At 70.0% G+C, this 21,149-nt stretch carries 19 protein-coding genes and 1 pseudogene; 8 read left to right on the top strand and 12 right to left on the bottom strand.

Features of this window, described 5'->3' with window-relative positions; translation table 11 throughout:
• Positions 1 to 93 precede the first annotated feature (93 nt).
• Together OG285_RS09715 and OG285_RS09710 are read left to right on the top strand one after the other, a co-directional pair.
• The gene (locus tag OG285_RS09715) at positions 94 to 972 is read left to right on the top strand and encodes a helix-turn-helix domain-containing protein (RefSeq protein WP_371793491.1); all 879 of its coding nucleotides are present in this window, start codon (positions 94 to 96) and stop codon (positions 970 to 972) included.
• Positions 969 to 1,178 carry a DUF397 domain-containing protein gene (locus tag OG285_RS09710; RefSeq protein ID WP_356827164.1) on the top strand — a complete coding sequence of 70 codons (210 nt, stop codon included), beginning with the start codon at positions 969 to 971 and terminating at the stop codon, positions 1,176 to 1,178. Before OG285_RS09715 ends, OG285_RS09710 begins: the two co-directional genes overlap by 4 nt.
• A gap of 41 nt (positions 1,179 to 1,219) precedes the next feature.
• On the opposite strand, the gene OG285_RS09705 is transcribed toward OG285_RS09710, so the two are convergent.
• From OG285_RS09705 to OG285_RS09690, 4 genes are all read right to left on the bottom strand, one after another.
• Positions 1,220 to 1,594 (bottom strand): VOC family protein, encoded by a 375-nt coding sequence (locus OG285_RS09705; RefSeq protein ID WP_371790753.1) that lies wholly within the window; start codon positions 1,592 to 1,594, stop codon positions 1,220 to 1,222.
• A 335-nt stretch (positions 1,595 to 1,929) separates the two neighbouring features.
• A complete protein-coding gene (locus OG285_RS09700) occupies positions 1,930 to 2,121 on the bottom strand; it encodes a hypothetical protein (protein ID WP_371790752.1) in 192 nt (63 codons plus the stop codon).
• 260 nt (positions 2,122 to 2,381) lie between these two features.
• Positions 2,382 to 3,062: a hypothetical protein gene (locus OG285_RS09695; RefSeq protein WP_371790751.1), complete on the bottom strand. Its 681-nt coding sequence runs from the start codon at positions 3,060 to 3,062 to the stop codon at positions 2,382 to 2,384.
• 62 nt (positions 3,063 to 3,124) lie between these two features.
• On the bottom strand, positions 3,125 to 4,057 hold the full coding sequence (locus OG285_RS09690) for a diiron oxygenase (protein WP_371790750.1): 933 nt from the start codon (positions 4,055 to 4,057) through the stop codon (positions 3,125 to 3,127).
• Between the two features lie 128 nt (positions 4,058 to 4,185).
• Between OG285_RS09690 and OG285_RS09685 the strand changes: the two genes are divergently transcribed.
• A complete protein-coding gene (locus OG285_RS09685) occupies positions 4,186 to 5,286 on the top strand; it encodes a ferritin-like domain-containing protein (RefSeq protein ID WP_371790749.1) in 1,101 nt (366 codons plus the stop codon).
• 79 nt (positions 5,287 to 5,365) lie between these two features.
• Here the strand turns inward: OG285_RS09685 and OG285_RS09680 are convergent, their stop codons facing one another.
• The 5 genes from OG285_RS09680 to OG285_RS09660 all read right to left on the bottom strand — a co-directional run bounded on the left by OG285_RS09680 (position 5,366) and on the right by OG285_RS09660 (position 12,707).
• Entirely contained in the window at positions 5,366 to 8,131 is a 2,766-nt protein-coding gene (locus OG285_RS09680) for a SpoIIE family protein phosphatase (protein WP_371790748.1), read from the bottom strand.
• A gap of 23 nt (positions 8,132 to 8,154) precedes the next feature.
• Positions 8,155 to 9,297 (bottom strand): amidase family protein, encoded by a 1,143-nt coding sequence (locus tag OG285_RS09675; protein WP_371790747.1) that lies wholly within the window; start codon positions 9,295 to 9,297, stop codon positions 8,155 to 8,157.
• Between the two features lie 46 nt (positions 9,298 to 9,343).
• Positions 9,344 to 10,801, bottom strand: coding sequence for a penicillin-binding transpeptidase domain-containing protein (locus OG285_RS09670; RefSeq protein WP_371790746.1), 1,458 nt, complete (start codon positions 10,799 to 10,801; stop codon positions 9,344 to 9,346).
• Positions 10,798 to 12,177, bottom strand: coding sequence for an FtsW/RodA/SpoVE family cell cycle protein (locus OG285_RS09665; RefSeq protein WP_356827156.1), 1,380 nt, complete (start codon positions 12,175 to 12,177; stop codon positions 10,798 to 10,800). The genes OG285_RS09670 and OG285_RS09665 overlap by 4 nt, the downstream gene beginning before the upstream one ends.
• Before the next feature lie 212 nt (positions 12,178 to 12,389).
• Positions 12,390 to 12,707, bottom strand: a complete 318-nt coding sequence (locus OG285_RS09660; RefSeq protein WP_356827155.1) for a zinc-ribbon domain-containing protein — start codon at positions 12,705 to 12,707, stop codon at positions 12,390 to 12,392.
• Positions 12,708 to 12,808: 101 nt separating this feature from the next.
• Between OG285_RS09660 and OG285_RS09655 the strand changes: the two genes are divergently transcribed.
• On the top strand, positions 12,809 to 13,690 hold the full coding sequence (locus tag OG285_RS09655; protein WP_356827154.1) for an NERD domain-containing protein: 882 nt from the start codon (positions 12,809 to 12,811) through the stop codon (positions 13,688 to 13,690).
• 106 nt (positions 13,691 to 13,796) lie between these two features.
• Here OG285_RS09655 and ligD read toward each other — a convergent pair whose 3' ends face one another.
• Positions 13,797 to 14,687 (bottom strand): non-homologous end-joining DNA ligase, encoded by an 891-nt coding sequence (gene ligD / locus OG285_RS09650; RefSeq protein ID WP_356827153.1) that lies wholly within the window; start codon positions 14,685 to 14,687, stop codon positions 13,797 to 13,799.
• Positions 14,688 to 14,876: 189 nt separating this feature from the next.
• On the opposite strand from ligD, the gene OG285_RS09645 reads away from it, so the two are divergent.
• The 3 genes from OG285_RS09645 (at position 14,877) to OG285_RS09635 (ending at position 19,298) form a co-directional block, all read left to right on the top strand.
• Positions 14,877 to 16,037 (top strand): Ku protein, encoded by a 1,161-nt coding sequence (locus OG285_RS09645; RefSeq protein ID WP_371790745.1) that lies wholly within the window; start codon positions 14,877 to 14,879, stop codon positions 16,035 to 16,037.
• 147 nt (positions 16,038 to 16,184) lie between these two features.
• Positions 16,185 to 17,120 carry a VC0807 family protein gene (locus OG285_RS09640; protein WP_371790744.1) on the top strand — a complete coding sequence of 312 codons (936 nt, stop codon included), beginning with the start codon at positions 16,185 to 16,187 and terminating at the stop codon, positions 17,118 to 17,120.
• Between the two features lie 327 nt (positions 17,121 to 17,447).
• Entirely contained in the window at positions 17,448 to 19,298 is a 1,851-nt protein-coding gene (locus tag OG285_RS09635; RefSeq protein WP_356827150.1) for an MFS transporter, read from the top strand.
• 38 nt (positions 19,299 to 19,336) lie between these two features.
• Here OG285_RS09635 and OG285_RS09630 read toward each other — a convergent pair whose 3' ends face one another.
• Positions 19,337 to 20,227, bottom strand: a complete 891-nt coding sequence (locus tag OG285_RS09630) for a LysR family transcriptional regulator (RefSeq protein WP_371790743.1) — start codon at positions 20,225 to 20,227, stop codon at positions 19,337 to 19,339.
• Positions 20,228 to 20,355: 128 nt separating this feature from the next.
• Between OG285_RS09630 and OG285_RS09625 the strand changes: the two genes are divergently transcribed.
• Positions 20,356 to 20,721: a nuclear transport factor 2 family protein gene (locus OG285_RS09625; protein ID WP_356827148.1), complete on the top strand. Its 366-nt coding sequence runs from the start codon at positions 20,356 to 20,358 to the stop codon at positions 20,719 to 20,721.
• A 222-nt stretch (positions 20,722 to 20,943) separates the two neighbouring features.
• Here the strand turns inward: OG285_RS09625 and OG285_RS09620 are convergent.
• Positions 20,944 to 21,120 (bottom strand): annotated as a pseudogene (locus tag OG285_RS09620) (DNA-binding protein); the annotation flags it as partial.
• Positions 21,121 to 21,149: the final 29 nt, after the last annotated feature.

Below are 21,149 nucleotides of genomic sequence, written 5' to 3'. Positions count from 1 at the left end.
ACTTGTCCAGCGCTGTCCCGGCTGTCCCGGGTGACGTGCTGGGGACGAACAGGGTTGAGCCAGAACGGCATGGACGTCGGAAGCGGGGCACGGATGAGCGTGGACGAGGCGGGCACGGAGCACGGGGACGGCGGAGCGGACGACCCCGGCTGGGACGTCGACCCTGATGACGAGTCAGGTGCGGCGGTGGTCGCTGCGGTGGGCCGCCAGCTCAAGGCGTGGCGGGAGTCGGCGGGGCTGCGGGCGAGTGAGCTGGGGTCGGCGATCGGGTACGGGGAGAATCTGATCTACAAGGTGGAGGGCGGGCGGCGTATCCCGCGCCCGGAATTCCTGGACCGGGTGGACGGGGTGCTGGGCGCGGGCGGGAAGATCGCCGCGATGAAGAAGGACGTCGTAGAGGTCCGGTATCCGAAGAAGATTCGGGATCTGGCGCGGTTGGAGGCACGGGCGGTCGAGGTCGGGGTGTACGCGGACCATGGCATCCACGGTCTGTTGCAGACGGAGGGCCATGCGCGGGTGCTGCTGGAGACGCGACAGCCTTCGTACTCCCGGGATGAAGTGGAGCGTGGCGTGGCGGGCCGGATGGCCCGGCGTTCGATCTTCGAGCGCTCACCGGCGCCCGCACTCAGCTTCGTCCAGGAAGAGGCTGCGCTGCGGCGGCCCATCGGAGGCAGAATGGAGTGGCGCCGTCAGCTCGAACGACTCCTGAAGGTGGGCCGGTTGCGAAACGTTTCACTCCAGGTCATGCCTCTCAAATGCGAGACTCACCCAGGGCTGGACGGCGGGATCGAGGTACTGAAGTTCGGAGACGGCACGGCCGTGGGCCGATCGCTCGGCGTGCTCAACGGTCGCCCGGTCTCCGATCCGAAACACCTGCGGATCCTTGAGCTTCGTTATGGCATGATCCGGGCCCAGGCTCTTACGCCAGGGGAGTCGCTGGCCTTCATCGAGCAAGTGCTGGGAGAGACATGATCTGCAAGCCCTCTGCCGGGGATGTTTCCGAGCTGGCGTGGTTCAAGAGCAGCTACAGCGACAGCAGCAGCGGAAACAACTGCATCGAGGTCGCGTCAGCCCCCGGCACGGTCCACGTCCGGGATTCCAAGAACGTGCCGGGTCCTGACCTCGGTTTCGCCCCGCGCGTGTGGGCGGATTTCGTGGCGTACGCGACCGTGAGCTGAACTCGGGGGCGCGGGCGGCCGCCCGCGCGGATCCGTACCGTTCAGGCGCCGGGGAGGAAGAGGCAGAACGGGTGGCCATGAGGGTCGCGGAGTACCCGCACGTCCTCCTGAGGCTGGTGAGCCTCCAGCGTCGCGCCCAGGCCGCAGGCCCGCTCCGTCTCCGCCTCCAGGTCGTCGACCAGCACGTCCAGGTGCGCTTGCATCTGCTGAGTGCCAGGGCGGGGAGGCCATACCGGGATCTCGTGGCCGTTTTCCAGCTGGAAGCTGAGGCCGGGGCGTTCCTGCTCGGGAGCCCGCAGCCGGACCCACTCCGGCCGGCGTTCGACTTCCTGCCAGCCCAGCAGGGCCCGGTAGAAGTCCGCCAGCGCGGGCGGATCGGGAGTACCGAGGACAAAGGCACCGAGCGTCGTCGTCATTCTCCCACCTTGCCCCCGGCACTCACCCCCGCGCATCCGGGCACGCGGCCGTCGCCGAGGACGTGGTCCGGTACGGTGTGGCGAGGCCGGTACCGTCTCTCTGTCCCGGCCGGTGGCGCCGAGCCACACCGTGCGGATAACCTCACCCGACAACGGCGAGTCCAGCAGCCTCCGCGCGTCTTCGCCGATCCGCATGCCAGTCGTGCGTTCGAGCTCGGTAAGGGAACCGTCCACGATGCTGAGTTGTACGTCCACCGGCCCAGTCTTGGGAACGAACCGATGGAAGTCCTCTCCGGAAAGCCACGACGGGTAATCGGACTTCGACGCCATCCAGCTCAGTCCGATATCCAGGATGAACTCCTCGAACTCTTCGAGCTGCTCTGCGTCGCTCCTTCGCCCTGCTCCATGCCCTGCTCCATCGGGATTCCTCCTGACTCCGGGTGGGCGGCTTCTTCAGCCAGTGCGTTGCGCTGGGCGAGGACATCCGGCGGGGCTCTCGGCGGCAGATCGAATCCGTGCTCGGTCAAGCGTCCTTTACCTCTCCTCCTGTTGTCGGCCGGCCGGGGAGCGTTCCGAACGCCCCCGACCGGCCACCTTGATGCAGGTAGCCGGCAGTCGCTTCTCCGCCCTCTCGATGCCCGGACAGTAAGGGAGGGACGGGTGACTGGTGCGCCCGCCTTCCGGATCTCGAAGTCCGGCACACTCCCTGAACTGGGCGTTGCGACGACCACTGGAAACCGATTTTCCTGGCGTGGTCCCGCTTCTATCGATCTGCCGAGATTCCTGATTACTGTTTGTTCAAGGCGGCTCGCAGGTAGGCGATCAGATCGCCGGTCGCCACCTCGACCCAGGCAGCCCCGGGAATTCCGGCGAGAATGACCTCGTAGAGGTCCCCGTCCAGCTCATGGACCAGGACCTGGCGGCTTGTTCCGTCCAACGGATCCGTATGCAGGCGGACAGCACCGTGCGTGATCGACGGAAACATATTTCGCAGTACCCCATCCGCATGAAGGCGACGCAGAAGGTTCCCTTGTCGCCGGTGGAAATCGGACGACAGGAGGCCGGGCCACTGCAAAGAGGTGGGCTCACCGATTTCGATTGCCCTGGCGAATTCACCGAGTTCGAGGAACTCGAATCTCGCCTTCAACCCGTCGAGCGGCATGCCTTCCCGCCATGCGGCGACCGCCTCCACGAGCAATCCAAGATCGTCCGTAGAGCCGATCTCCCAGGAGAACCCGGGAACCTCCCAGGTGGATCCGGGGGTGAGGACGCGCATCCGGAACAGACGCTCCTCGGCCGCCGGATGGACCGACACGATCCCCCTGGTCGTCTCGATGCTGATGGAGCCGGACTCCCAGGGCGATATCCCGATGTCGCACCCGCGCAGCTTCGCTGCCTCCTTCATGGCCGGTGCAAGGCCACCCGAAGCGGTCACGTCCGGGTACAGGTCATTCTGATGGGTATTCATATTCGCTCCCCGCATCCCCGGAGTCTCGCCCCCCCTGCACCCACCTGCCGGACGGCGGTGTCCTACTTGGCGAGCAGCCCCGAGCTCACCCACAGCCTGCGGCCCGCGCCGCGCAGCACGCCGATGTCGTCCAGGAAGTCCGTCAGCCGCTTGGCGCCGCTCTGCATGACCTCGGCGCGGTGGCCGCTCGCCCTGACCTGGGCGACTGCCTCGCGGCGGTCCAGGCCGGCGTTCGTGTACACCTGGGGATTGATGAAGCAGGTGGAGAAGACCCGCGCCGCCTCACCGCAGCTGATGCGGGTGAAGTGCTGCTCCCAGCGCGGCGCGGTGACCATCTGGCGGCGCAACTCCTCGCGTGCGTAGCGGACATGGCGCGCCTCCTCGACCACATGGATCCGGGTCACCCCGCGGACCAGGGTCTGTACGCGCTCGTCGGGGAAGGTCAGCCGCTGCATGTAGTCCAGGATCTCCTCGCCCAGCAGGGTCGCCGAGAAGGAGCCCGGGGTCGTGGAGAAGGTCTTCAGTACCCGCGCCAGGTTGTGGTACATCCGCGGGACCGGGTACGCCGGCGCTCCGCCCTTCTTGATCATCCTGGCGAACATCATCGAGTGCCGGCACTCATCGGCTATCTCGGTCAGCGCGTACCGCACGTGATTGCTGGTCAGCGACTTGTCGTAGATGTGCCGGACGAGCAGCTGCATCAGAATGATCTCGAACCAGATGCCGAGCGAGGCGAGCGACGCCGCCTCGTGCCGGGCGAGCTCCATCCGCTGGTCCTCGGACATCTTCCGCCAGAGCGGGGTGTCGTAGAGGGATACGAGCTCCGGCGGCCAGAACCACTTGCCGTCCTCGACGGGGGCCACCCAGTCCAGTTCCTTGTCCGGGTCGAAGGAGTGCCTGGCCGAGGATTCGAGGAGGCGTTCGGCCACTTGTTCGCGGTCCCTGAGCAGGCCGAGGGCGTCACGGAGCACTTCGCGTTCGGTCGCTGTCGTCATCTCTGAGGTACCTCGCGCTTGGGGTTACCGGCGGTCACCCTTTATGAGACTACTTGTCAGTAAGCTGCGTCAATCCCTTGTGCGCGACTTGTTGACCCGGCGTCTACCAACGTGTGAGCCTGCCAGGTATGTCGACGCATGAGCTCTACACCAAGGGACCGGTCGAGCCCAACTGGCAGATACCGGCGTCTGGTTCGGCCCGGTTCAGCTGGGAGTACGACGAAGGGCGCGACCGTCTCCTCGCCCTGTACCAAAAGGGCAAGGACAAGCAGTGGGACGGCGCGAAGCGCATCGACTGGTCGCTCGAAGTCGACCCGTACGATCCGCTCGGTACGCCCGACGAGGCGATGACCCTGTACGGAACGCCCCACTGGGCGAAGATGACCGACCGCGACCGGGGCGAGCTGCGCAAGCACTACACGTCCTGGCAGTTCAGCCAGTTCCTCCACGGCGAGCAGGGCGCGATGGTGTGTGCGGCCAGGATCGTGGAGTCCGCGCCGGACATGGACGCCAAGTTCTACTCGGCCACCCAGACCATGGACGAGGCCCGGCACGCCGAGATCTACGGCCGCTTCCTGCACGAGAAGATCGGGATGCTCTACCCGATCAACGACAACCTCCAGGCCCTGCTCGGCGACACCCTGCGCGACTCCCGCTGGGACATGCCGTATCTGGGCATGCAGGTCCTCATCGAGGGCCTGGCGCTCGCCGCCTTCGGCATGATCCGCGACACGACCGACAAGCCGCTGCCCAAGCAGATCCTGGCGTACGTCATGCAGGACGAGGCCCGCCACGTGGCCTTCGGGCGGATGGCGCTGCGCGACTACTACAAGCAGCTCACCGACGCCGAACTGCGGGAACGCGAGGAGTTCGTCATCGAGGGCTGCTACCTGATGCGCGACCGGCTGCGCGGGGTGGAGGTCCTGGAGAACTTCGGCATCGCGAAGAAGGAGGCCGAGGAGCTCTCGGAGCAGTCCGAATTCCTCACGCTCTTCCGGCAGTTGCTCTTCAGCCGGATCGTTCCGTGCGTCAAGGACATCGGCCTCTGGGGCAAGCGGCTGCAGAAGGCGTATGTCGACATGGGCGTGTTCGAGATGGGCAACTCGAACCTGGACCTGCTGATGTCGCAGGACGAGGAGATTGCCGAGCAGCTCGACCGGGAGCGGTTCGCGCAGGAGGAGCAGGAGCGGGTCGCCGAGGTGGAGTCGGCCATCGCGGACGGAGCCTGAGGCGCTGCCGCACTCCCCGGGCTGCCGCAGGGTGGTGGACAGCCCGCGGCCTGTTGACGGACCGTGAGCGGGGGAGGCGTCACGGATCGGGACCTCCCGGCCCCTCCGCCCCTCCCAGTTCCTCCAGATCGTCCAGGTCGTCCAGATCCACGGACCACTGCTGGGGCTGCGGCTGCGGCCCGGTGAGGAGCTGCTCGGCCCAGATGATCTTTCCGCGCGGCGGATACCTGGTGCCCCACCGCTCGGCGAACTGCGCGACCAGATAGAGCCCGCGCCCGCCCTCGTCCATCGCCGCAGCCCGTTTCAGATGCGGTGAGGTACTGCTGCTGTCCGCGACCTCGCAGGTCAGGGTCGCACTGTGGAGCAGCCGCACCCGGATCGGGGCGGTGCCGTAGCGGACCGCGTTGGTGAGCAGTTCGCTCAGGATGAGTTCGGTGTTGAACGCGATCTCGTCCAGGCCCCATTCGCCGAGCCTGCGGGCGGCCTGGGACCGTACCGTGGCGACGGCCGCCGGGTCGGCGTCCATCTCCCAGTCCGCGACGGACGACGGGTCGAGCAGCCGGGTCCTGGCCACGAGGAGGGCGGCGTCGTCCTCCCGGTGCGACGGTGACAGGGCGTCGAACACGCTCCGGCACATCTCCTGCGGCTCCGTGTCCAGCCGGGCCTGTTCCTCCAGCGTGGTGCGCAGCAGATCGAGCCCCGCGTCGATGTCCCGGCCGCGCTCCTCCACCAGGCCGTCGGTGTACAGCACCAGGCTGGTGCCCGCGGCGAGATCGAGCACCGCGGTCTCGAAGGGCAGATTGGCGGTGCCCAGCGGCGGCCCGGCGGGTACGTCGGGGAACAGCACCGCCCCGTCCGGGTCCACGAGCGCGGGGCCCAGGTGGCCGGCGCTGGCCACCGTGCAGCGGCCCGACGCGGACTCGTAGACCGCGTACATGCAGGTGGCGCCCGTGACACTGGTGCCGTCGCCCAGCGAGCTGTTCCCCTCGTCCATGGTGAGGACCAGGTCGTTGAGATGGCCGAGGATCTCGTCAGGGGACAGGTCGAGGGAGGAGAAGTTGTGGACAGCGGTACGGAGCCGGCCCATGGTCACCGCCGCGTGCAGGCCGTGCCCGACGACGTCGCCGATGACCAGCGCGACCCGGGCACCGGGCAGCGGGATGACGTCGAACCAGTCGCCGCCCACCCCGGCCCGGGCGGGGACGTAGCGGTGGGCCACGTCCAGGGCCCGGTTCTCCGGCAGGTCGTGGGGGAGCAGGCTCTGCTGGAGGGTGACCGCCGTGGTGTGCTCGCGGGTGAACCGGCGGGCGTTGTCGACGCTCAGCGCGGCCCGCAGGGCCAGCTCCTCGGCGAAGGAGAGATCCTCCTCCTCGTACGGGTCACGCTCCAGGGCGCGCCAGAAGCTCACCAGACCCAGTACGACCCCGCGCGCCGTGAGCGGCATCCGGATCAGCGAGCCGAACCCCTCGTCGACGGCGCGCAGGCCGCCAAGCGGGTCCTGGGCCCGCCAGTCGTACGCCCCGGGGAGATCCGTCTCCAGGGTGGCCTCACCGGCCGCCAGGTACTGCGCCAGCGGGGTCCCGGGCTCGACCTCGATCCGGGTGCCCGCCGGGTCCAGTGCCGCGCTGTCCCGGACACCCCGCACGGCGGCCCGCCGCATCGAGGTGAAGGAGCCGCCCGGCTCCCCGCCGGACATCACGGGCTCGGTCAGGTCCACCGTGACGAAGTCGGCGAACCGCGGCACGGCCACTTCCGCCAGCTCCTCGGCGGTCCGTACGGCGTCCAGCGAGGTGCCCACCCGCCCGCTCGCGTCGTACAGCAACTGCAGCCGCTCCCGGGCCACTTCCGCGCGGCCGGTCAGGGCGCGCAGCTCGGTGGTGTCCCGCAGGGTCACCACTCTGGTGCCGAGTCCGGCCCGGGCCCGGGTGAGCCGCAGGTTGACCGCCAGCAGCCGGTCCCCGGTGAGGTGCACGGCGTCGGTCACGGCCTCGCCCCGGGTCAGCAGCTGCTCCGTGGACGGAGCGAGTCCGAGGTCCGAGACCCGGCCGAGTTCGGCATCCGGCGGCAGCGAGAGCAGCCGTCGTGCCTCGTCGTTCGCCAGCATGACCTGCTCGTCGCTGCCGACGATGAGCACCCCCTCGCGCACCGCGTGCAGAACGGCGTCGTTGTGCTCGTACATCCGGGTCATCTCGGCAGGGCCCAGCCCATGTGTCTGGCGGCTGAGCCGGCGGCTGACCAGTGCCGCCCCGGCGGTGGCCACGGCGAGCGCGGCCGCTGCGGTGCCGAGCAGGAGCGGGAGTCTCCTGCTGACCAGGTCCGACACATTGCTGATTTCGATTCCGGCCGAGACCAGGCCGATCACCTGGCCGTGGCCGTCGGTCACGGGGACGACGGCGCGCACGGCGTCGGACGGTTCCCCGTTGAAGATCTCGGTGAAGGAGTGGCCCGCGACGGCCCTGCTCAGATCACCCGTGGCCCGCTTGCCGATCAGCGAGGGCCTGGCGTCCGTGTAGCGGATCCCCCGGGTGTTCATCACGGCGATGAAGTCGACTCCGGCCCCCTTGCGCGCGGCCTGCGCCAGCGGCTCCAGGACGGCCGTCGGGTCGCGTGAGCGCAGCGCTCGCGGCAGCCCGGGGCCGTACGCGAACGCCTCGGCGGCGGCCAGCGACCGGCTCCGCGCCGCGTGCACGCTGTCGGACCTGGACTGCAGCACCAGCACCACCGCTGCGGCGGCCACCAGCAGGACGATCAGAACGACCTGCATGCCGAACACCTGCATGGCGACACTCCGGCGCAGCCCCCAGCGGGACGGGTGCGGCACGGGGCTCCGGCGGTGTGCGGTCACTCTCGCTTCATAGCATTGATCCCTTACCGGGGCGAAGCGGACCAAGCACGCCTTTTCATGATCAACTCGGCGGCCCGCGCCAGCTCCACCAGTGAGGCGTCCTGCCCGTGCGCCGCCACGATCTGCAGCCCCACCGGGCACCCGTCAGGGTCGAATCCCGCGGGGATGCTCGCCGCCGGATGACCGCTGAGGTTGAAGGCCCAGGTCAGCGAGGTCGAGTACCGTTCGCCCGGCCCTTCGTGACCATGCGGCCGGTTCGGCGTCACCGGCGTGAGCAGCAACGGCGTGCGGGCGAAGAGCGAGGCCAGGCGGTGGTCGTTCTCCGCACGGACCGCGGTGGCCAGGTCCGGCTGCCCGCCGCGCACCGCCAGCCAGGCGTCGCACGGGTCGAGCAGGGCGTACGAGGTGGCGTCGAGGCGTACGAGACCGGCTGCCGCCATCCGCTCCACCGCCCGCCTCGCGACCCGTTCCACCTCGTCGTCCACCTCGGCGAAGCCCAGGTCGGACGACCAGACGGCGGGCACCGGGAACTCCGGCAGGGACGGTTCGTAGCGGCCCGTCACCGAGCGCAGATACGCCTGCGCCCCGGCGGCGTCCGCCGCCAGGACTCCGGCCGACGCCAGTCCGGTCCGGTCGGGTGACGGCAGCAGCCCCGCCGTCGTCCGCAGACCCAGCACGCCGCACCACGCGGCCGGTATCCGTACCGAGCCCGCGCCGTCGCTCCCGGTGGCCAGCGGGACCATGCCGGTGGCCACCGCCACCGCCGATCCGGCCGACGAACCGCCCGGGGTACGGTCCGGGCGCCACGGGTTGCGGGTGGGGCCGTGGGCACCGAGGCCCCAGGTCTGCCAGTGCGTCCCGGGCCCCGGCACCGCAGTCGAGCCGACCGGGACGGCGCCCGCGGCCCGCAGCCGCCGGGCCGCGTACCCGCGGATCCCGGCCGGGCCCTTCACCGCGAACGGCACCCCGGACAGGGGCATCTCGGAGAACGGGGGCCCGGTCGACCCGGAGAGCGGCACCCCGGGGAGTGGTGGCCCGCCGTCCGCGGTGCGGTCCGGCGGCGTCCCGCCCTGCTGTGCCGCGTCCGGCCAGACCTCGGTGAAGGCGCTCAGCGCGGGGTCCAGCCGTGCGATCCGTCCGAGCGCTTCCGCCACCGTCACCGTCATGGCCACCGCCTTCAACCTCCCGGTCCCAGCCGCCGGTTCCCGGGCGTCAGTGTTCCAGAGCCGCTCGCATGACCGCCCGTGCGATCGGGGCCGCGAAGCCGCCGCCGGTGATGTCCGCGCGGTGGGCGGACGCGTCCTCGACGACCACGGCCACCGCGACCGCCGGCTGGCTCGCGCAGTCGGCCTTCGCCCAGGAGATGAACCAGGCGTACGGCGTACCGGCGTTGTTGACCCCGTTCTGGGCGGTGCCGGTCTTGCCGCCCACCGTCGCGCCCGGGATCGCCGCGTTGGACCCGGTGCCCTGCGTCACGACGTCGACCATCATCTGCTGGAGCTGGACCGCCGTGGAGGCGTCCATCGCCCGGCGGTAGGACTTCGGGTCGTTGCGGCGGACGACCCTGCCTCCCTTGGCCCGGGTCTCGTCGATCAGATGCGGGTACATCAGCTCGCCGCCGTTCGCGACGGCGGCGGAGACCATCGCCATCTGAAGCGGTGTCGCCGAGGTGTTGAACTGCCCGATCGACGAGAGGGCCAGCTGGTCCTTGCTCATGTCGGTGTCGAAGTTGCTCCTGGCCACCCCGGAGGGGATCTTCAGACCGCTGTCGTTGAAGCCGAACTTCCCGACCGCCTCGTCCATCCCGCTCAGCCCGACCTTGACACCGAGGTTGGCCATCACGGTGTTGCAGGAGACCTCGATGGCGTATTCGAGGGAGGCGTTCTCGCAGCCGCTCGCCTCGTTCGGCAGGACCGTCGTGGTGTCGGGCAGGGTGTACGGATCGGGGGTGTCGGTGTCCGCGTTCATGTCGGTGACCGCACCCGAGTCGAGGGCGGCCGCCGCCGTCACGATCTTGAAGGTCGAACCGGGCGGATAGGTCTGCCGGATGGCCCGGTTGAGCATCGGCTGGCTCGCCGAGGCGTTCAGCCGCGACCAGGCGTCGGTGACGGAAGGGCCGGTGCCGGAGAGCACCCCCGGGTCGTACGAAGGGCTGCTCACCAGCGCGAGGATCTTCCCGGTCGAGGGCTCGATCGCGGCGACCGCGCCGCGCCTGCGGCCCAGCCCGTTGTACGCGGCCTCCTGCGTCGACGCCTTGATGGTGGTGGCCACGTTGCCGCCCGGCTGCTGGGCGCGGGTCAGTTCGTTCCAGAGCGGGAAGGGGGCGAGCATCGAGTCGGTGCCGGAGAGGATGCCGTCCTCGGCGTTCTCGATCAGGGTGGTGCCGTAGGTCTGCGAGGCGTATCCGGTGACCGGCGCGTACAGCGGACCGCTGCGGTACGTGCGTTCGTACCGCAGCTGCTGATCCGTGTCCTTCGACCCGGTGACGCTGCGCCCGCCGACCAGGATGTTGCCGCGCGGTTCGTGGTAACGGGCAATGGTCAGACGGCGGTTGGCCGGATTCTTGTCCAGGGAGTCCGCCTGGAAGACCTGGACCCGGGCGGCGTTGGCCAGCAGCGCGACCAGGAGCAGCAGACAGCAGGCGGCGGCCCGCCGGATGTAGCGGATCACGACTCGTCCTCCACGATCGGCGCGATGATTCCGGTCTCCGCGAAGCCGGGGTCCGGTCTGCGCGCGGAGTCGCTGATCCGGATGAGCAGCGCCACGATCACCCAGTTGGTGACCAGCGAGGAGCCGCCCTGGGCGAGGAAGGGCATCGCCATACCGGTCAGCGGGATCAGCCCCATCACCCCGCCCGCGATCACGAACACCTGGATCGCCAGGATCGAGGAGAGGCCGATCGCCAGCAGCCGCCCGAAGGAGTCGCGGAGCGCGAGCCCGGCCCGGTAGCCGCGGGCCACCACCAGGGCGTACAGGAGGAACACGGCGGCGAGCCCGGCGAGGCCCAGCTCCTCGCCCGCCGTCGCGAGGATGAAGTCGGACTTCACGGCGAAGCCGATGAGGATCGAGTGGCCGAGCCCGAGCCCGGTGCCCAGGACGCCGCCCGCCGCGAAGGAGAAGAGCGACTGGGCGAGCTGGTTGGCGCCCTGACCCGCGTCGATGGAGGCGAAGGGGTGCAGCCAGTTCTCGACGCGGCCGCGGATGTGCGGTTCGAGGCTGCCCACGACGAACGCGCCGAACGCGGCCATCACCATGCCGATGGCGATCCAGCTGAGACGGCCCGTCGCCACGTACAGCATGATCACGAACAGGCCGAAGAAGAGCAGCGAAGTCCCGAGGTCGCGCTCCAGGACGAGGACGCCCACGCTGATCAGCCAGATCGCCAGCACCGGTGCCAGTACACGCATGGTGGGCAGTTGGAGCCGCCAGATCCTGCGGCCGGTGTACGAGAGCGCGTTGCGGTTGGCCGAGAGGTACGAGGCGAAGAAGACCGCGAGCAGGATCTTGGCGAACTCGCCGGGCTGGATGGAGAAACCGCCGACCCTGATCCAGATCTTCGCGCCGTTCACCGCGGGGAAGAAGATCGGGGTGATCATCAGGACCAGGGCGGCGGCGACCGAGAGATAGGTGTACTGCTGGAGGATCCGGTGGTCGCGCAGGAAGAGCACGCAGCAGATGAAGAGCGCCACCGCGAGCGTGGACCAGATCAGCTGGGTGGGGGCCGCGCTGTCACCCGGGGTCTCCAGGTCCAGTCGGTAGATCAGTACGAGCCCGATGCCGTTGAGGAGTATGGCGATCGGCAGGAGGAGCGGGTCCGCGTACGGGGCCCGGAACCGGACGGCGAGATGGGCGAGGAGCGCCAGCAGGCCAAGACCCGCACCGTAGTTCAGGGTGTCGGCCGGTACGGCGTCGTTCTTGGCGAGCCCGACGTCGATGTAGCCGTAGACGGAGATCAGTACGGCGCCGACCAGCAGCACCAGCTCGACGCCCCGACGCTTCGGCAGACGTAGTTCGGGCGGGGGAGCGTCCGCCGTCGTTGCGGTCATGCCTCGCAACGTAGCAAGACGGTGACGCTATGTCCGTTAATGTCACTGTGCGCCGAAACGGAGCCGGTGCCGGGCGCGGGTGAGGGTGGTCGTCGCGCCGTCGCGGGGCGGCCCTGGGGCACATCACGTCAGGGCCGCTGTGACACCGCGTCAGGGCCGCTGTGACACGGCGTCAGGCCGCGCGGGCCGGGTGCGCCGGCCGGCGGTGCGGCTCACTGCTGGTAGGGGTTCTGCCCCATCCCCTGCTGCTGCGGCGCGGGCTGCCCGTACCCCTGCTGCGGGCCCTGCGGCTGGCCGGCGCTCTGCGCGAGAAGCTGCTCCGCCTGCTCCTTCGTCGCCCGGTTCTCGACACCGCAGAACGTGCACTGCGTCGTGAACTTGGTGGAGAACGGGAAGAGCGGCACGAAGAACAGCGTGAACTTCGTGACGCGCTTACGGAGCGTGTGCGCGGACGGATTCCCGCACCGCCCGCACACGAGCGTCAGGATGGCCAGCTGGTAGATATAGCCTCTGCTGCCAAAAATGATCATGTTGAGTCCCCTCCTGGTCAGTAATCGCGGTACACCGTAACCGTCTTCTTGCCCCTGCGGTGCCCGGGCTGTTCCCATGGAGCGGGGTGGGGTGATGCGGTATGCCGGAACTCAGGGTGACACCGGGGCGGTACCGGGGTCGGACGCGTCTGTACGTCACGCTGCCGGGGGGCCCGGCCGCTGCCTGGTACGACCGGGAGTCGGGGCAGGTCGGCCTCGTCCTGGACGAGTACAGGGCTGAGGTGCTCGACGCCCTCGCGCCGTATCTGACCGGCGAGCCCGTGGTCGGCCCGCCGCCGGTCCCCACCCCGGCGGAGCTCGCGCTGCTCAGCCTGCATCCCGACGACGACCTCGCACCCAACCGGCCCGGCGAGGCGCTGCACACCGCCCTGGCGGGGATCGCCGTCTCCCGCTTCCGGCCGGCTCCCCGGCGTGCCGCGCTCGCCGCCCTCACCGCGCAGGAGGCGCTGGGGGCCGAGCTGGACACGCTGGAGGGGGCGGGGTGGCGGGTGCTGCACTCGGTGCCGCTGACCGGCGGCGGGCACATCGGCCATCTCCTGATCGGTCCGGCCGGGGTGCTGTCCGTACGGACCCTGTACGCCAGGAAGCGGACGGTCCGGATCGCGGATCCGCTGGTCACGGCCGGGCGCGGACAGCCGGAACCGCAGCTGCGCCGGGCCCGCCACGAGGCGGAGCGGGCGTCGCTCGCCCTGGCCGCGGCGGTACGTCCGGTGCTCGGGATCGTCGGGGCGGCACGGGTGGAGTCGGCGACGCCCGACACCGGGGGGCGCGGGGGACCGGGTGGCCCCGGTGAGCGGCCTGATGAGGCGTGGCTGCTGCGGGGCGACGGGCAGGTGGGCGTACGAGTGCTGCGGGACGGCGAGGTGGGCGCGCTGGCCGGACTCGGCGGTGTGCTGAAACCTGCCGACATCGAGTCCCTGTACGCGACCGCCCGCGACCGGAGGACCTGGCTACGGGCGTGACCCGGTACGACCGGGGGTGACCAGGTGCGACCGGGCGGGACCAGGTACGGCCGGGGATGACCAGGTGCGGGCGGTCGCGGCCCGGTACGAGCGGTCGGCAGCCGGGTCAGGCGCGGGGCAGCGGCCTGGCCCGGTTGAGGTTGATCAGCGGGCCGAGCAGATCGCCGTACCGCTGGAGCCGGGGGCCGATGTCGTCGATCCTGAAGACCAGGTCGGCGGCGGCCGTGCAGTCCTCGATCTCCTCCCAGGTCACCGGCGTGGAGACGGTCGGCTCGTCCCGTGCGCGCAGCGTGTAGGGCGCGGCCGTGGTCTTCGCCGCCGCGTTCTGGCTGTGGTCCACGAAGACCTTGCCCGGCCGCAGCGCCCGCTTCATCCGGTGCAGGGCCAGGTCGGGGAGGGCGGCCTCGGCCTCGACCGCGAGCCCCTTGGCGTAGGCCGACACCTCGTCCGAAGGCGTCGGCTCCAGTGGCGCCAGCAGGTGGAGCCCCTTGGAGCCCGAGGTCTTCGCGTACGCGGTCAGCCCGTCGGCCGCCAGCCGCTCGCGGAGCCACAGCGCCACCGTGCAGCACTCGACCGCCGTGGCCGGGGCCCCGGGGTCCAGATCGAGGACCAGACGGTCGGCGCGGGCCGGTGCGTCCGCCTGCCACTGCGGGGTGTGGAACTCGACCACCAGATTGGCCGCCCACATCAGGCTCGACAGGTCCTGCACCAGCACCTGCCGGGCGTCCCGGCTCCTGGAGCGCGGCACCTCCGCCGTATGCACCCAGGAGGGGGTGCCGGGCGGCACGTTCTTGGTGAAGAACAGCTGGCCCCCGGGGCCGTCCGGGTACCGCAGGAAGGAGACCGGGCGGCCGTGCAGATGGGCCAGCAGGGCCCCCGCCGTGCTGGCGCAGTAGTGCAGGACCTCGCCCTTCGTGGTGCCCGTGGCCGGATAGAGGACCTTGTCGAGGTGGGTGAGCGGCACCCGCCGCCCCTCCACCTCGGTGATCGGCGACATACGATGAGAGTCCCACGAAATGCGAAGAATGCGAAGAAAGCGATAAATAGCAGCAAGAGCTGCCAGCAAGGGCTACCGGCGTGAACGGCCCGTGCTGCAGACAGCACGTACAGGGCTGGGCTGAGCAGAACAGAGCAGAACAGGGCTGACCGGAACAGAGCGGTGCGGTACTGACGGACGGGAGCCATCGTGCGATCCATATGGAACGGGGCCATCTCCTTCGGCCTGGTCAGCATTCCGATCAAGCTGGTGAACGCCACCGAGAACCACTCGATCTCCTTCCGGCAGATCCACACGGCCGACGGCGGCCGCATCCGCTACCGGAAGGTCTGCGAGCTGGACGGCGAGGAGCTGACCGCCGACGAGATCGGCAAGGCGTACGAGGCCGACGACGGCGCCATGATCCCGATCACCGATGAAGACCTGGCCGCACTGCCGCTGCCGACCGCGAAGACGATCGACATCGTGGCGTTCGTGCCGCTCGACTCGATCGACCCGTTGCAGATGGGTTCGGCCTACTACCTCGTCGCCGGAGGGCCCACGGCCGCGAAGCCGTACACCCTGCTGCGCGAGGCGCTCAAGCGCAGCCGCCGGGTCGCCATCGCCAAGTTCGCGCTGCGCGGCCGGGAACGGCTGGGGATGCTGCGGGTCGTCGGCGATGCCATCGCGATGCACGGCCTGCTCTGGCCGGACGAGATCAGGTCGTACGAAGGGGCCGCCCCGGAGACCCCCGTCACGGTGCGCGACGCCGAACTCGACCTGGCCGACACCCTGATGGACACCCTGGGCGAGGTCGAGATGGAGTCGCTGCACGACGACTACCGGGAGGCGGTCGAGGAGTTGATCGCCGCGAAGACGTCCGGCGAGGAGACGCCCGCCCAGCCCGCGGCGGACGCCGGTGCGGGCAAGGTCATCGACCTGATGTCGGCGCTGGAGAAGAGCGTGCGGGCGGCGAAGTCCACGCGCGGCGACGAGACCGGGGACGCGGAAGAGGCCGGGGGCGGGGAGGACGCCGAGGTCCGGGAGCTGCGGCCGGAGGGGAAACGCAAGGCGGACGCGAAGAGCGGGGGCGGCGGCACGCACGCCAAGGCGGGGTCGGCCGAGTCGGCCCCGAAGAAAGCCGCGTCCGGCCGGGCGGCCCCGAAGAAGAGCGCCGCCAGGAAGACCGCCCCGCGCAAGACGGCCTCCGGCGGCGGTGGGACCTCCGCGGCCAAGGGGTCCACGGCGAAGAGTGCCTCGGCGAAGAAGAGTTCCACGGGCGGGACGTCGTCCAGGAGCGGTACGTCCAAGAAGACGGCGGCGGGCGCCGGGTCCTCGGCGACGCGGGGAAAGAAGCGCGCGTCGGCGTGAACCGGACGAGGGTCTCCGGGCCCGTCCAGGCCTGTACGGGGGCCAGTTGGACGTACGGTGTCCTGCTCCGGGCACTGACAAATGTCCTGCCGGGTACAGGACAGCTGCCTCTGCCGGGGACCCCGTCCTTCTCGCGAAGCTGTAGGCATGGACAACGCGACGGAGAACCCGAAGAAGAGCAGGAGCCCGCTGGTCGTGGACGTCGTCGTCCCGATGGGCGCCTACTACCTCCTCAAGCACGACGGCATGAGCACGGTCGCCGCTCTCGCCTGGAGCAGCGCACTGCCCGCCGTGCGGACGGTGTGGGGCATCGTCAGGGAGCGCCGGGTCAACGGTCTGGCCGCCCTGATCCTCTTCGTCAACGTCGTGGGCCTGGCGCTCTCCACGCTCTCCGGTGACCCCCGGCTGATGCTCGTCAAGGACAGTGCGGTGAGCAGCACGGTCGGTATCGGGGTGCTGATCTCCGTACTGCTCGGTAGGCCGCTGATGTCCGCCGGGCTGAAGCCCTGGATCGTCAAGAGCAGCCGGGCGAGGGCCGCGGCCTGGGAACGGCTTTCGGCGGGATCCCGGCCCTTCCGCCGCCTGGAGTCGCTGTTCTCCTTGATCTGGGGGGCCGCCCTGCTCGCCGAGTGCGTGGTCCGGGTGGTCGCCGTGTACTCCCTGCCGGTCGACACGATGGTCTGGTTCGGCAACGTGATCATGGGCTGCTTCGTGATCCTGCCCATGCTGGTCGGCGGGGCACTCGCGGCGGCGCCGCTGCAGAGGCTGGTGGCGGCGGAAGCGGCAGCCTGTACGCCGGAGACCGCCGCCCCGGCCGCCGCCCCGGCCGCCCGCACCCCGGCCGGAACCACGACCGCCCGCACCCCGGCCGGCCCTGTTCCGGTCGGCGCCACGGCCACCGGCACCCAGGCCGGCGTCACCATGGCCGCCCGCTACGCCAACCTCAGGACCGACACCGACACCGACACCGGCACCGACACCGGCACCCGAGGGCCCGGCACCGGCACCCGGAGGACCGCTGCCGACGCCGGCAACGCCGCCGCCAACGCCGCCGCCAACGCCCATACGTATGCTGTGATCTGAGTCACAAATAAGATGTGTGTCTGATTCTGACTGAATCGTGCGCCCTGCGTCCGCGCCCCCGCCGAATCCGGGGAGCGCCGGGTCGCGTACCACCTGACGTGCTGCTTTGCCGGACGCTCCAGGCTTCGCGCCCGCGCGCCGCTGTCCGTGGCCCCTGTGGTGCGAGGGGCGAACGGGGCGTACCGCCCGGCCCGCGAGCCGATCTTCCCATCGCCACGAAATGTGGATGCCCCGTACAAGAGTTAGATTGCTTGCGTCAACTAACGACCCGTGTCCCCCGGTGTCGGCGGGCAGGGGCGCGTGCAGAGGGGAACGTGCATCGTGGGCATGACCGGTCGAATACCCGCAGAGTCGTCGCCCCCGGCCGGACCGGGGGAGCACTACAAGTGGATCGCGCTGTCGAACACCACGCTCGGCGTGCTGATGGTGATGATCAACCAGTCGATCGTGCTGATCGCGCTCCCGGACATCTTCCGCGGCATTCATCTTGACCCGCTGGACTCCGCGAACACCAGCTATCTGCTCTGGATGCTCATGGGCTTCATGGTGGTCACCGCGGTACTGGTGGTCACCTTCGGCAGGCTCGGCGACATGTTCGGCCGGGTCCGGATGTACAACCTCGGCTTCGCCGCCTTCACGCTCTGCTCGGTCATGCTCTCGGTCACCTGGATGGACGGCAGCGCGGGTGCGCTCTGGCTCATCGGCTGGCGCATCGCGCAGGGGGTCGGTGGTGCGCTGCTCTTCGCCAACTCCACGGCGATCCTGACCGACGCGTTCCCGGCCAATCAGCGCGGTACGGCGCTGGGCATCAACTCCATCGCGGCCATCGCCGGTTCGTTCCTCGGGCTGATCCTGGGCGGTGTGCTGGCCCCGGTGAACTGGAAGATGATCTTCCTGGTATCGGTGCCGTTCGGTGTCTTCGGCACCATCTGGGCCTATGTGAAGCTGCACGACACGGGGGTACGGGCCAAGGCGCGCATGGACTGGTGGGGCAATGTCACCTTCGCCGTCGGGCTGATCTCGGTGCTGGTCGGCATCACGTACGGCATCCAGCCCTACGGCGGCAGCACCATGGGGTGGCTCAACCCGTGGGTGCTGACCGCGCTGATCGGCGGGGTGGCCGTGCTGGGGGCGTTCGTCTGGATCGAGCTGAAGGTGGCCGAGCCGCTCTTCCGGCTCTCGCTCTTCCGGCTGCGGGCCTTCACCGCGGGCAACATCGCCAGCCTGCTGACCGCTCTGGGACGCGGCGGCCTCCAGTTCATGCTGATCATCTGGCTCCAGGGCATCTGGCTGCCCCTGCACGGCTACAGCTTCGAGAAGACCCCGCTCTGGGCGGGCATTTACATGATCCCGCTGACCGTCGGCTTCCTGCTGTCGGCCCCGCTCTCCGGGTGGCTCTCGGACCGGCTGGGGTCGCGGCCGTTCACGGTCGGCGGCGCGCTGCTCACCGCGGTGAGCTTCCTGGTGCTGATGACGCTGCCCACCGACTTCCACTACTGGATCTTCGCGCTGCTGCTGCTGGTCAACGGCATCGGATCCGGTCTCTTCGCCTCACCGAACCGGGCCGAGATCATGAACGCCGTCCCCGCGGAGTCGCGCGGCGCCGGATCCGGGATGACCGCGACGTTCCAGAACTCCGCGATGGTCCTGTCGATCGGCATCTTCTTCAGCCTGATGATCGCGGGCCTCTCGCACACCCTGCCGAGCGTGATGCACGACGGTCTGGTGGCGCAGGGCGTCCCCGGCGCCGAGGCCACGCAGGTGTCCCAACTCCCCCCGATCGCCGTGCTCTTCGCGGCATTCCTCGGCTACAACCCCCTCCAGCAGCTCCTCGGGGGCCATCTGGCCAAGCTGCCGGACGGCGGAAAGCACCTCACCAGCAAGGAGTTCTTCCCGCATCTGATCTCCGGCCCCTTCCACCAGGGCCTCGTCATCGCCTTCTGGTTCGCGGTGGCGGCCTGCCTGGTGGCCGCGCTCTCCTCGCTGCTGACCGGCAGGGTGGGCCGTAAGCACCGGGTGCTGCCGTCGGAGTCGCTGGGCTCCGAGCTGGCCGGGGTCTCCGGAGGCGCGGGCCTGGGCCTGAGCGAGCCGGTCGTCCCGGACGGAGAGGGCGCCCACCCGGCGGGCCCGGGGCGCGGGGCGACTTCGGCGGGACAGGGCGGTACGCCGCGCGGATAGCCGGGAGCCGACGGCGAACAGCGGCCTGGGGGAGACGGTCAGGGCTGGGCCTGCGACCCGAAGAACGCGTGTCTGCTGTGGACGAGCAGCTCACGCACCGCGGGGCTCGGCGTCTCCTTCCAGGCCAGCGCGAGCAGGGCGGGCGCGGTCACATCCGCCAGCGGGAGCGGGACGAGCCGGTCGCGGTACCGCTCGGCCATCGACTCACTGAGGACGGCGACGCCGAGGCCGCGGGCGGCCAGGCCGGCGATGGCGTCCGCGGCGCTGGCCTGCAGCGCGATGACCGGCTCGACCTGCTGCTCCGCGCAGGCCCGGTCGAACACCGTCCGCAGGCCGGTACCGACCGGCATGCACGCCACGGGCTGCCGGTCCAGGTCGCGCAGGGTGACCCGCCGCCGCTTCGCCAGGGCGTGCCCGGCCGGGACCGCCGCGACGAGCCGCTCACTGATGAGGGTCAGCGTCTCAAGACCGTCAGGGGCGGCGGCTGTTCCGATCAGAGCGAGGTCGACGGCGCCGGCCCGCACACCTTCGGCGAGCCGCCCCGAATTGCCCTCCTCCAGCGAGATCTCCACCCCGGGATGCGCCCGGTGGAACGCGGCGAGAGCATCGAAGAGCGGAGTGACGGTGCACCCGATGACCATCCCCACGGCGAGCCGGCCGCGCACCAGCCCTGTTACGTCACTCACCGACCGGCCGACCGCCCCGGCGGCGGCGAGCGCCGCCCGCGCGTGGCCGAGCGCGGCCCTTCCCTCGGCGGTCAGGGTGATGGTTCGCGCCGACCGGTCGAACAGCTCCGCGCCGAGTTCACGCTCCAGCTGCCGGATCTGCGCGCTGACGCCGGACTGACTGATGTGCACGCGCTCCGCGGCCCGGGTGAAGTTCCGCTCCTCGGCCACTGCGACGAAGTAGGCGAGCTGCCTCAGGTCCATGAACAGTAATTCTAGTGACCAGCAGAACCAGCTGTTGGACTTCTCGTACGGAGAGAACCAGGCTGGGAGGCACGGAAGCGTGAGCCGCGGCAGAAGAAGCAGAACCTATCCGCAGGAGGAAGCGAGCCATGCCGGAGTACGAGAAGGCCATGCGTCCAGAGGACATCACCCGCCTGTTCGTCGAACGGTCCAATGCCGGCGACGCGGCCGGAGTCGCCGAGCTCTACGAGGAGAACGCGGTGCTGGCCTACCCGCCGGGCGAGCGGACGGTGGGCCGCGAGGCGATCCGCGCACTGTGGGAGAAGGTTCTCGCCAACCGCCCCCGCTTCGAGCCGGAGCAGCCGCTGCCGACCCTGGTCAACGGCGACATCGCGCTCACCTCGACCCCGCCGAAGGACGGGACGGGCGCCCGCGCGCAGGTCGTCCGCCGGCAACCGGACGGAAGCTGGCAACGCATCCTCGACCAGCCGGAGTTCGTGCCGCCGGGCCAGTGAGTGGCCGGAAGCGGTACCCGGTGGGGCACCTCGTGAGCAGGTGGTACGCAACAAGGCTCTGACTAGTATTTATGCTGGTCAGAGCCTTGTTCCGGAAGTGCCCCCGGGGCGGTGTCCGCAGCCCGGGAACGGCCGGGAATCCCCCTTCAACGGCGATACGTCGGTCATCGGTGCGGTCCAGCGGCTGACGTGGTAGCCACCACGGACCCGGATGCTCACACACACTTTGCTGGCAGTGATGCGCTTGCCGCACAGCGCGGTGAGGTCCTCGGGAGCGACAGTGAGAACGGTGACGGTGCCTGGGGCCGCAAGGGCGGTGGCGCCGAGCGTGGCGTCGATGACGTACTTGTGCCCGTGCAGTCCTGCGTCGGCCAGAACCACGGCGGCTCGGCGGGGAATCTCTGCAAGCACTGCGTCGCCGTCGGACT

Source organism: Streptomyces sp. NBC_01471, from assembly GCF_041438865.1.
Classification (GTDB): Bacteria; Actinomycetota; Actinomycetes; order Streptomycetales; family Streptomycetaceae; genus Streptomyces.
This window is presented reverse-complemented; position numbering and strand designations above follow the sequence as displayed.

Excerpts from the sequence above, each read along its gene's own strand:
- OG285_RS09715 (WP_371793491.1), top strand. The coding sequence starts at position 94 with ATGAGCGTGGACGAGGCGGGCACGGAGCACGGGGACGGCGGAGCGGAC.
- OG285_RS09710 (WP_356827164.1), top strand. The coding sequence starts at position 969 with ATGATCTGCAAGCCCTCTGCCGGGGATGTTTCCGAGCTGGCGTGGTTC.
- OG285_RS09705 (WP_371790753.1), bottom strand. The coding sequence starts at position 1,594 with ATGACGACGACGCTCGGTGCCTTTGTCCTCGGTACTCCCGATCCGCCC.
- OG285_RS09695 (WP_371790751.1), bottom strand. The coding sequence starts at position 3,062 with ATGAATACCCATCAGAATGACCTGTACCCGGACGTGACCGCTTCGGGT.
- OG285_RS09690 (WP_371790750.1), bottom strand. The coding sequence starts at position 4,057 with ATGACGACAGCGACCGAACGCGAAGTGCTCCGTGACGCCCTCGGCCTG.
- OG285_RS09685 (WP_371790749.1), top strand. The coding sequence starts at position 4,186 with ATGTCGACGCATGAGCTCTACACCAAGGGACCGGTCGAGCCCAACTGG.
- OG285_RS09675 (WP_371790747.1), bottom strand. The coding sequence starts at position 9,297 with ATGACGGTGACGGTGGCGGAAGCGCTCGGACGGATCGCACGGCTGGAC.
- OG285_RS09665 (WP_356827156.1), bottom strand. The coding sequence starts at position 12,177 with ATGACCGCAACGACGGCGGACGCTCCCCCGCCCGAACTACGTCTGCCG.
- OG285_RS09660 (WP_356827155.1), bottom strand. The coding sequence starts at position 12,707 with ATGATCATTTTTGGCAGCAGAGGCTATATCTACCAGCTGGCCATCCTG.
- OG285_RS09655 (WP_356827154.1), top strand. The coding sequence starts at position 12,809 with ATGCCGGAACTCAGGGTGACACCGGGGCGGTACCGGGGTCGGACGCGT.
- ligD (WP_356827153.1), bottom strand. The coding sequence starts at position 14,687 with ATGTCGCCGATCACCGAGGTGGAGGGGCGGCGGGTGCCGCTCACCCAC.
- OG285_RS09640 (WP_371790744.1), top strand. The coding sequence starts at position 16,185 with ATGGACAACGCGACGGAGAACCCGAAGAAGAGCAGGAGCCCGCTGGTC.
- OG285_RS09635 (WP_356827150.1), top strand. The coding sequence starts at position 17,448 with ATGACCGGTCGAATACCCGCAGAGTCGTCGCCCCCGGCCGGACCGGGG.
- OG285_RS09630 (WP_371790743.1), bottom strand. The coding sequence starts at position 20,227 with ATGGACCTGAGGCAGCTCGCCTACTTCGTCGCAGTGGCCGAGGAGCGG.
- OG285_RS09625 (WP_356827148.1), top strand. The coding sequence starts at position 20,356 with ATGCCGGAGTACGAGAAGGCCATGCGTCCAGAGGACATCACCCGCCTG.